Annotated in this window: 8 protein-coding genes and 2 pseudogenes; 1 reads left to right on the top strand and 9 read right to left on the bottom strand. The window is 34.9% G+C overall.

All coding sequences use genetic code 11. The features are described from left to right. The 7 genes and pseudogenes from BW951_RS22005 to BW951_RS21965 form a co-directional block, all read right to left on the bottom strand. A partial coding sequence (locus tag BW951_RS22005) for a hypothetical protein (RefSeq protein WP_175608863.1) occupies positions 1 to 200 on the bottom strand: 200 nt, incomplete at its 3' end. Between the two features lie 314 nt (positions 201 to 514). Next, positions 515 to 946 carry a hypothetical protein gene (locus BW951_RS22000; protein ID WP_076396814.1) on the bottom strand — a complete coding sequence of 144 codons (432 nt, stop codon included), beginning with the start codon at positions 944 to 946 and terminating at the stop codon, positions 515 to 517. A gap of 50 nt (positions 947 to 996) precedes the next feature. Then, a pseudogene (locus tag BW951_RS21995) lies at positions 997 to 2,172 on the bottom strand (IS3 family transposase). A gap of 505 nt (positions 2,173 to 2,677) precedes the next feature. After that, positions 2,678 to 2,851 (bottom strand): annotated as a pseudogene (locus tag BW951_RS22580) (RHS repeat-associated core domain-containing protein); the annotation flags it as partial. Between the two features lie 1,275 nt (positions 2,852 to 4,126). After that, complete coding sequence (locus tag BW951_RS21975; RefSeq protein ID WP_084196516.1) at positions 4,127 to 4,993, bottom strand: tyrosine-type recombinase/integrase; 867 nt, start codon at positions 4,991 to 4,993, stop codon at positions 4,127 to 4,129. Beyond that, positions 4,980 to 5,783, bottom strand: coding sequence for a tyrosine-type recombinase/integrase (locus BW951_RS21970; protein ID WP_076396808.1), 804 nt, complete (start codon positions 5,781 to 5,783; stop codon positions 4,980 to 4,982). Before BW951_RS21970 ends, BW951_RS21975 begins: the two co-directional genes overlap by 14 nt. A gap of 179 nt (positions 5,784 to 5,962) precedes the next feature. Beyond that, entirely contained in the window at positions 5,963 to 8,284 is a 2,322-nt protein-coding gene (locus BW951_RS21965) for a CHC2 zinc finger domain-containing protein (protein ID WP_076396806.1), read from the bottom strand. Between the two features lie 143 nt (positions 8,285 to 8,427). Here BW951_RS21965 and BW951_RS21960 point away from each other — a divergent pair, with 143 nt between their 5' ends. Further along, on the top strand, positions 8,428 to 8,793 hold the full coding sequence (locus BW951_RS21960) for a helix-turn-helix domain-containing protein (protein WP_076396804.1): 366 nt from the start codon (positions 8,428 to 8,430) through the stop codon (positions 8,791 to 8,793). A gap of 104 nt (positions 8,794 to 8,897) precedes the next feature. On the opposite strand, the gene BW951_RS21955 is transcribed toward BW951_RS21960, so the two are convergent. Both BW951_RS21955 and BW951_RS22450 read right to left on the bottom strand, forming a co-directional pair. Next, positions 8,898 to 9,173: a hypothetical protein gene (locus tag BW951_RS21955; RefSeq protein ID WP_076396802.1), complete on the bottom strand. Its 276-nt coding sequence runs from the start codon at positions 9,171 to 9,173 to the stop codon at positions 8,898 to 8,900. Then, positions 9,173 to 10,003, bottom strand: an 831-nt coding sequence (locus BW951_RS22450) for an RHS repeat domain-containing protein (protein ID WP_139326240.1), incomplete at its 5' end; no start/stop codon positions are given. The genes BW951_RS22450 and BW951_RS21955, both read right to left, overlap by 1 nt.

The following is a 10,003-nucleotide window of genomic DNA, read 5'->3' as shown; positions in this document are numbered from 1 at the left end:
TGGTGGGGAAGGTTTAAATGATTGTATTTGATCACACTGATTCCCTTATCCGGCATACTGATCATGTTTCCGTTCACATCATATCCGATGGTTTGTCCGCCGCCTTCGTATCCTGTTGCATTCTGTGCATGATCATTGATGTTGGTAAGCCTGTTGCCGGTATTGCCGGAAGTATAGATGTATTGCAGGTTATCAATCATGGTCGGCGTTTATTCACCTGATCCTGTACAAAACTTCTTGAATTCGAATCAGGAATACCCGTATCTTTTCGGGGAACAAAACCCACCGCTTTGCGGTGGGTTATTTATTGTTGATCACGGATTACAAATCCGCGAGATTAGGATTTTATATTTTGTTTGTAAAAACATAAAACAACCATAAGACAAATCCAAAAAAACCAGATAACAAGATTCCTAAAACATTTACAGATTCTTTACCTAACAATTTTATACCAATATGAATACTTATTGTCGTTAAAATAAATATAAATAACATTAAAACTCTCTTATATATTTTACTTTCTTGCATCTTTGATACTTTTATCTCTTTGTATATCTGTACTTACTTGATCAATCATTCCACTATACATATTATAAACAGCACCTAACAATAATGTAACAGGATTTGGAGCAGATATTTTTTTTGAAGCTATTGCCTCTATCACTGTACCAGAAATCAAACCTTCTAATCCTATTGCATCATTAAGTGTTTTTTTAGCTCCGTTTCTCATAATCGCGTGATCACCATATGTCGCATTATGGCTTGGAACATACCCCAAAGAGCTAATGCTATTATATGCATCATAATTTACGGTTACACCGCTTAATTTAACCCAGTCTCCGAATTGAATTTGATATGTATTTCCATCATTAGATTGCCATTGTTCACCACCTGCAAAATAATAAGCATCTGGCTTATCATCGTATGCGTTTATTGAAAAACCCATTTCTGTTTCAAATCCAGTCCTGGATATGCAAATAGAAATTCCAGTATAAGTTAAGCTACATTTTGATAAATTTTGTTTTGATTGTTAAACTCTTCAATAGTTTGGTAATTCAACGCACTATGCCTTCTTTTTTTGTTGTACCAGATTTCAATGTATTCAAAAATTTCCAACTCCATTTTTTTCTTTTGAAATGAGCTTGTTTCCATAAATGAGTTCCGTTTTCAAGGATTTAAAAAAGCTTTCAGCCACGACATTATCCCAGCAATTTCCTCTGCGGCTCATACTTCTTGTAATACCATAAAATTCCAAAGTATTTGCAAATTTTCTGCTTGCATATTGAACACCTCGGTCGCTATGAAAAATTAGACTTTCCCCTATTTTCCTGTTTTTGAAAGCCATTTTCCAAGCTGCAAGGCTTGTTTCCCCAGTATTCATCCCTTTACTCAAACTCCATCCAATAATTTTCCGATCATATAAATCAATCACTGTTGTCAAATACAAAAATCCTTCTTTGGTTTGAATATAGGTAATATCAGAAACCCAGACTTGCGCAGGTTTCTCGGCAATAAAATGCCTGTCCAACACATTTTCTGCTACCAAGTAATTGTGTTTAGAATTCGTAGTTACTTTAAATTTCTTGCTCAGTTTACTTCTCAGACCCAGCTCTTTCATATATTTTGCGACAGTTATTCTGGAGATTTTATAACCCAAAGAATTCAATTCAAAAGTAATCCTTGGACTTCCATAACGTTGTTTTGATGAGAAATAAATTGAAGTGATTTGCTGTTTTATTTTTCCTTTCAAAAGCAATCTTTTGCCACTCGGCCTGTTTTTCCATTTGTAATAACTGCTGGAACTTAGCTGTAAAATCTGACACATCTTTTCAATCGGGAATACAGATTCATTATTTTTTATGAATTTATATTTCATCGACCGCTCTTGGAGAAGATGCCGATTGCTTTTTTTAATATATCGCGTTCCAGTTCCGCATCTTTCAGCTTTTTTTCCAGCTCATGAATCTTTTCCTGTTCGGGTGTTAGTTTTAAATTTCCATTTCCCGGAAAACTTCCTTCCCTAAATTCTTCATACTCTTTACGCCATTTGTAAAGTAGCGTGACTGCGATTCCCAGTTCCCTTGCGAGTTCTGAAACATTAGTTCGTTCTTTGCTTAGCTGAACAGCCCTGGTTTTAAAAGCAGGAGCGTAGATTTTTCTCTCTCGTTTCATAAGTTAAAATTAAGGTTTTATGCTTAACTTTAACTGGACACTAAATTAGTACATCCAGTGCTTTTATTTCATGGTAAATAGTCTCTGATAAATCATAGTTATTATATTTAATACTTTTTGAGTTACCTTCATCATCTGTAAATGTCGCAGTATATTTTAAATCACTACTTTCTTCTTTAAAAAAATTTTCATTCAGAGAAACCAAGTGAATTTTCTTATCCCCAGATTTAGAAATGTCTAAACTATTAAACTCTGAAAAATTATTATAACTTTCAGGGATTGACAATGTTTCATTCTTTATAAATCCCATAGCTCGAGTATCATTAACTGTTTCTGCTACAGTAGAAGAATTAAGTCCGAAGTTTTTAGAACCTATATAAATATCTTCAGTTTTACTGGTTCCATATTTATTCCAAATCCTTCTACCTTCTTCGGTTTTATACATAAGTTCTTTAGATGCTTTAAATGATCCATTCGCAGTTAGAATAATGATATCTTTCCCTGATCTTCCGTCAGGATCGATAAAACGAATAGGATTATTAAACGCATAAGTATAAGGCGACCAACGACGTGAAGTCTCCGCGAGCGGATCTACGACGATGTCAGCCATATAAAACCTTGCACCATAATCATAGTTTCCAGTCTCTTGCAGTTCCTTCCCATTGTACTTATAGTTGTATAATCCTGCTCACATTTTGCCAATCTTCCTACTCCGGTTTTTTTCGCGCGAGGCTTTACACTGTGATCGTCTTCGCTTGCTCGCTTTTTCAAAAGTATTAATTTCAACTGAAGAAAAAAACAGGGTTTTCACTATTTTTTATTTCAATTGAAAAAAAAGAACTGAGTTCCGAAGTTTTTACCCTTTTGAAAAAAGGCAGAAAAGTCTTTGAGCGAAAAATTTCGAAGAAATTTGTACGTACAAAGACACATCTTGCTATTTTTTTTCCCCAAGCTCTCAAAAAAAGCGTTGATTTTTCCAAGACCTCTGTAAAGAATTGATTTTCAATATCCATTTTTTGTAAATCATTTTTAGAGTTCTAAAAAAACAGTACAGTACATTATTTTGTGAACCTACTACTATTTTAAGGAGGTGCAACGCTCGAACCTACTACTATTTTAAGGAGGTGTAACGCTCGAACCTACTACTATTTTAAGGAGGTGCAACACTCGAACCTACTATTATTTTAAGGAGGTGTAACGCTCGAACCTACTACTATTTTAAGGAGGTGCAACACTCGAACCTACTATTATTTTAAGGAGGTGTAACGCTCGAACCTACTACTATTTTAAGGAGGTGCAACACTCGAACCTACTATTATTTTAAGGAGGTGTAACGCTCGAACCTACTACTATTTTAAGGAGGTGTAAAAATTTATTTTAATTTTTTTTCCGCAGATTTTTACTTTTTCAATTGAAAAAAAATAAGGGATGACTAAAAGTGGTATCGTTGTCGCTGTTGTCGCTGATGTGGACTTGTGGGAAAAATCGGCGCGGGATTCAACTCGGCTTTTTCCACAAATCCACATCCTTTTACAAACTAAATTTTCTATTCCCGGCTTCATTCAGCGTTGGCGCATTTTTCCTTGATTCGGGTGGTTGAAGCGTTGGAGAAAAAGGTGTTTTTCGGCTTGGGAAAGATTCGGGGAAGGTGTCGGCTAAAAGCGGTTGCTGTGGAGTTTTTTCCAAAAACGGAACAAAGGAAAGCATTTTGCATAATCTCAAATTATAGGCAATGAGGGATTTGCCAGTAACGAAGCTTGTCGGAGTGGAAGGCAACGTTTTGCGTTGGGTTTGCGTATAATTTTGATTATGTAATTTGCTGTGGATTTAAAGCGAAGGGCAGGTTTTGGCAAAGCTTCAGAGGAAAATGTCTTTTTTTGAAGTGGGGGCGGGTTTTCTACTAAAATGCAAGCGGTGGAGTTTTCACGGTTCAGCGTTCAAAAATTCAAGGTTCTTACTTGATTGGATGATATTGATTGATTGCCGTTTGTAAGGCGTTAATTCCGGTTTCTTTGTACTTTTCTGTGGTGTCTGCGTGTTTGTGACCTGCAAAATATTGTACTTTTCTCAGGTTTTCGCCATCGTCCAGTTTAAGTTTAATAACGCTTTGACGGATTTTTACGCTTGTCAGTTTCTTGGTAAAATCTTTCTGATAGGTTGATACAAGGTAATTGATATCATCTTTTGTAATGCCTGAACCGAGTTTGTTGAGTAAAAAGTTGTCGGTTGATAGTTGTCGGTTGTTAGCTAAAATTTCTCTTTCTTCCTGTAAATAATGATAAAATAATAGGATTTGTTCGGCTTTTAAATCTAAATTTCTACTGTTTGTAATTCCTGTTTTCTGAACTTTTATTTTTGCATTTTTCAGATCTAAATTTTCAATCTTTAATCTTTCAATTTCTCCAACCAATAACGCCTGATTAACCAGTAAACTCATGATAATCTGATTTCTTTTTGCTAACATGGGATAACGTTCTCTTCTCGGTTCTAAAAGCTTTTGAAGTTCTTTTTCCGTAAGCAGTTCCTGTAATTGTACCGGATTTTCTTTGCCATCTTTTAGTTTGATATTCGATGCAGTATTGATTTCTGTTTTGCCTGTTTCTACTAAATAATCGTAGTATTTTTTTATCGCGTAAATGGTTCTTTTTACGCTTTGCGGATTGTAGTTTTTTCTCAGTAATTCTATGTATTCCATTAGGTTTTGATAGCTGAGCTCTTCCGGATTCCTGTAATGTTTGTTAAACTTCTCTATTTCATAGAGATAGTTTTTTACAGTTTCCTGAGATAAGTCAGTTTCTAAATATTCTTTAAGCTCCATCATTTACTCTTGTGTATATCTGTGTTGTTCCTAAATATTCGTGTCCTAAAAAATCCCGTACTTTCTCCAGTTCCATGCCCTGTTCCAATAAATGGGTAGCAATGCTGTGGCGTAAGCAGTGAAGGGTAAATCTTTTGTTTTCTAATCCTGTCTTTTTAAGAAGTTTTGTAAATTCATAATAGAGTTTGGCAGCACTGATCCCAAGTAAGCTTTCTTTTGATCCGGACAAAAAAATAAAATCTTTAAGATCTTTCTGAACCTGTTTTGTAAAGGGAATAACTCTGCGTTTTCTGCCTTTTCCTTTCCGGATGTAAAGTAAACCGTTTTCTAAATCTATATCTTTTAATAAAATGCTCACTGCCTCTGTCCTCCTTAATCCGCACGCATAGCAGAGATGCAGGATAATGGTTTGTAATGAACTGCTTTTGGCATAGAGTTTTTTAATTTCTTCATAGCTGAAGACTTTTCTTTCTTCTGATCTCGGCGCTTTTATTTTTAGCTGATATGGATTGATTTTCTGGATTTCTGCTCTTTGCAGATAATCAAAATAGAGTTTGACTGCCAGTAAAATAGAATGGAGATAATGCCCGCTTAAAGGCTTTTTTGTTCTCTTGCTTATGATGGTTTTCAGATAGGAATAATAATCTAAAATATCCTTGGTCTGTACTTCGGAACAGTCTTTCCGGGTATATTCCAAAAACCTTGCAATATGCTTTGGATAGGAGTTTATAACGGTTTTGCAGTACCCTAAATTCTGAAGTTCTTTTCTAAATTGTAAGATGGTTTCATTCATTTGTTATTAAGTATGATGGTTTTGCTTACTCAATATTTCCGATTTTTCCGAACGCTAAATAATTGCTAGTTGATAGTTGTTGGTTGTCAGTATTTTACGCTGTCGTAGGTTGTGCTTTAGCGTTCGTTTTGCTTCCGTTTGGTGTTCGCTTGTGTTCGGTGCGCAGCCGCACCTGCAATTTATTTTTTCTTCTTCAGCTCTTCTAACTGCCTGTTAAAAGCTTCTTTTAAATCTTTCCTGACTTTCTGAATATTATCACTATAAGAGATTTTATATTTAAATCCTTTGTTGGCAAAGCCGATTTGTTTTAAATATTCTAATCTCACCAATTCGTTCAGATAGAACTGTAATTGTGTTTTCTTAAATCCTGTAACTTCCATCGCATCAAACCTTGTAAAGCTTTCTTCTTTAAAGGCTTTTTTTAATTTCTCAAAAAACTGTCTCAGGCTTCCGTCTAATTCGTCTATTTTTAAAATAATGCTCTCGAATAATATCTCAACTGCATTCTCTATATCTTCAATTTCTGTAACCAAAAAACCGTTTCTCACTTCTCTCTGGAACTGATGGATTAACGTAATCTGCTTAATAATACTCTGGAACATTTCATTTAACCGCCTTTTATTCTTTACATTATTGGGCAATTGTATTTGGGTCGCAAAAGGATTGATGACCTCGTAATGCTTTAAATTCCGCACGATTTTCCGGATAAAGTTTATCGCTTTCTGCTCTTCGCTTTTGTCGACTTCTCCGGCATTTCTGCGGTTCTGATAATTGATAATTTTCTCGGTCTGTTCTTCGCTTTCATTAATAGCGATGATAAAACTGCGGTTCATATTGTCCTCGTACAATTCTCCTTTTGTAGTAGCTGATAAAGAACTGAACTGTCCTTTTACAATTTTATTGGTCGATTTATTATTTCCTTTTTTGTCTTTGATACTCGTTAAACTGCTTAATATTTGATTGCTTATTAATTCTCTAAGCGCATACAACGCATCTTCTTTTAATCCGTCTAAATCTTCTATAATGATGATCTTTCCGAACAGATCAAACTCTCCCCAGTTGTATAAACTGGATTCTGTAATTCTTGTAAATCTCAGAACGTCTTCCTGCGGCATTAAATCCGCAATTCTACTAATAATATGCGTCTTTCCGCTTCCGCTTGAACCCTGTACAATTCCGTGCAACGGACTTTTATTTAAATAGCTGATCGTAATTAAAAACAAAAGCAGTCGGGACTGTTCTTCGCCGATGATTCCTGCTTTTTCGATTAACTGATTGAGATTCTTTAGCAGGTTCTTTTGCTGTAAAAAGTCGGTTGCTGTTTTGGGTTGATCGTTGTTGGTTTTTAGAGATTCTTCCTTCGTCAGAATGACAGTGCGCGTGTCGTTCTGCGTAATTTGGGAGTCTCTTTTTTCAGATGAAAATAAAATTTTCCTTTCTTCTAAAAGCTGGGTGAAAATACTTTCATCGTGCAGTTGCAGTGTTTCGTTAACATCTTTGCAGGGCAATTCAACGGTAGAGATTTTAAGTTTCGGATCATTCTTAATAAAGTCTTTGGAGTACTTTTCCACTGCGGTTTTTCCCGCTTCATCGTTATCAAAACAAAAGATAATTTCTTTAGATTCTTCGCTTTGCTCAGAATGACACCATTCCTGTATTGCCTGTGAAATTTCCTCATTCAATCCATTGGTTCCAAAACTGCTTATTAAACTGTAATTTTCTCTGATTTCTTTAATCTGAAGTAAACTTGCACAATCGATAATAGCTTCCGTAAGAATGAGTTTTTGGGTTTCTTTTTTCGGATATCCGGGATAAATTCCGGAACGGTTCTTCAGGTAAAAATGTTTCGCCATTGAGCCGTCCAACGAAGGATCATCATATAATGCGGAGCGGAAGTACAATCCTGTAACCTGATGCTCTTTGTTTCTCAGCGCAAAACAGATGCACCATTTCGCAAAAGGGCTGTAGCCTTTTTCGCCTGTTCTTGTATTGATCTGTCCTTTGTCCTGCAGCAAACCAACTTCTAAAGCCTGTTTCAATAATTCATCTGTTTTCCGTTCCCCGTGATGGAACTGTCCCGAGTTGTAGCCGATTTCGATTCTTGTAAAATCCAACCCGCGATTTTTTAAATATTCCTTTGCAGGCTTGCTATTATTAATAGCGTTTCTAAAATACTGAAACATATTGGTTAAGAACTGTTCTCTGCTGATTTCCATGTTTCCTGTTCCGGGATTTAAAAGTTCTTCAGCTTTTTTTATCGCTTCGTGTTTTGTGTAATTCTCTTTGTACATTATAAAATCTATAACATCCATGCTTTTCCCGTGCGTTTTGCAATTGGAACTAAAACAATATGCCGTCTGTGTTTTGTAATAGATCTGCATGGAGGGCGTTTTATCCTCGTGGAACGGACAGCACATTTTATTGTTCTTATCCGGTTTTAAACCGTAATAATGAAGAACCGATGCAATTGATAACCGGGATTTGATTTCTGTAATTTCCATTGAAAAATTATTTTATGCTTTAAAATGTATATTTTAATTTATTGCAAATATATATTTAACTGCATAAAAATACAAATCATATTTTCACTATATTGTATAAAATTGCTTTTTATATTACTTTTGCTATATAAATACCTCAGATTATGAGCCGTACTGTAGATGTCATAGCCAAAAATATCAAAAGAATAAGAGAAGTTAAAAACCTTTCTCAAAAAGAGATTTGCACAGATTCAGGCGTTCCACAAGGGCAATATTCCAGAATTGAGAACGGCAAAGTAGAACCTTCTATTTCTACGCTGGAAAAACTGGCTAAAGTTTTCGGAGTTTCCATAGGTGAGTTTTTTAATGACAATGATTTGCAGAAAGAACTTAATCTACCGCTTTTAGAAAAAATAAAATTGATTGATCTGCTCCCTGAAGACGAACAACAGGCTTTGCTTAAAATGATTGATCTAGCAATCTCTAACAAAAGAATGAAAGATAATCTACAACAGATTATTACGCAATAAAAAACCTCGCTTTCGCGAAACAACTTTTTAAAACACAAAACCCACCGCAATGCGGTGGGTTCTTTATTGTTACTCACGGATTATAAATCCGCGAGATCAGGTCGTTATTCTTGTATTTTTTGAATAATTTCAACTAGTTCGTTGTATGTACTTTCTTTCTCTTTTTCAATTATTTCTCCTGTGTCATATTTTTCAATAATAATATTGTATTTATGGGTTTTATCATAATTAAAAGTCGATATGTAGATCAAAGCAGTTCCTATTTGAATACCTATTGCTGTAGTATCTGCTTCCCAAAAATCAACGATTTTATAGTCTTGCAGTAATTCTTGTTTTAGTCTTACAAGTAGTTCGTTTATTTCAGTATTTTTATTCTCCATTATTTTAAAAATCTACTATCTGTTAATAATTTTCGGACAGTTGTATTACCACTTTGTAAAGCTTCTTTTACCGTACTATCTAAATATTCTGCAGGGAAAACAGCTTTTATACTACCTTTTCTATGAGTTGATATAAATTCCTGTACTGTGTTATCTACATTTTCTAGTATACTTATAGTAGTAGGACTATTTATATTTAATTTAAGTAATTTTGCTAATTTCAAGAATTTTCCTCCAAGATTACCCATTTTCGCCATATTCCCAATCTTTCCTTTTCTTAGGTTAACTAATAAAATGGCTGTTGCAATAACTATTTCTTCTTTATCCTCACTTTCTCCAATAGACTTTAAATTTTCCAGTGATTCAGCTAAATCACTTGGGACATCTTTAATTTGTTTCCATAAACGAGTAAAATCACAGCCAATATCGTTATGCCCACACTTTCCATATCTGGTATTAATCATTGCAGACTCTTCAAAAGTTGCCGGTCTCATAGGGGTCATTATAGTTGCTAACTTATTTACATCAATATTAGAAAATGCAGATTGAGATTTTTTATGTCCTTTTATTATAACTTCTTGTATTTGATGAGGATTATTATCTCCACCTTTGGCGTTCGGATCTAATTTAGGTTCTCCAGGTTCTCCAATCATTCCTGTTGGGTCTGTAAAATAGATTGGATTATTAAAAGCATAAGAATAAGGGCTATACGTGAATTGTAATTCACTTAATGGATCGTGCACTCCCCACCTTCCGATGTCAGCCATATAAAACCTTGCCCCATAATCATACATGCCGGATTCCTGCAACTCCTTTCCATTGTACTTGTA

The organism is Chryseobacterium gambrini (assembly GCF_900156825.1).
Taxonomy (GTDB): Bacteria; Bacteroidota; Bacteroidia; order Flavobacteriales; family Weeksellaceae; genus Chryseobacterium; species Chryseobacterium gambrini.
The sequence above is the reverse complement of the archived record's forward strand: the minus strand, read 5'-3'. Positions and strand labels throughout refer to the sequence as shown.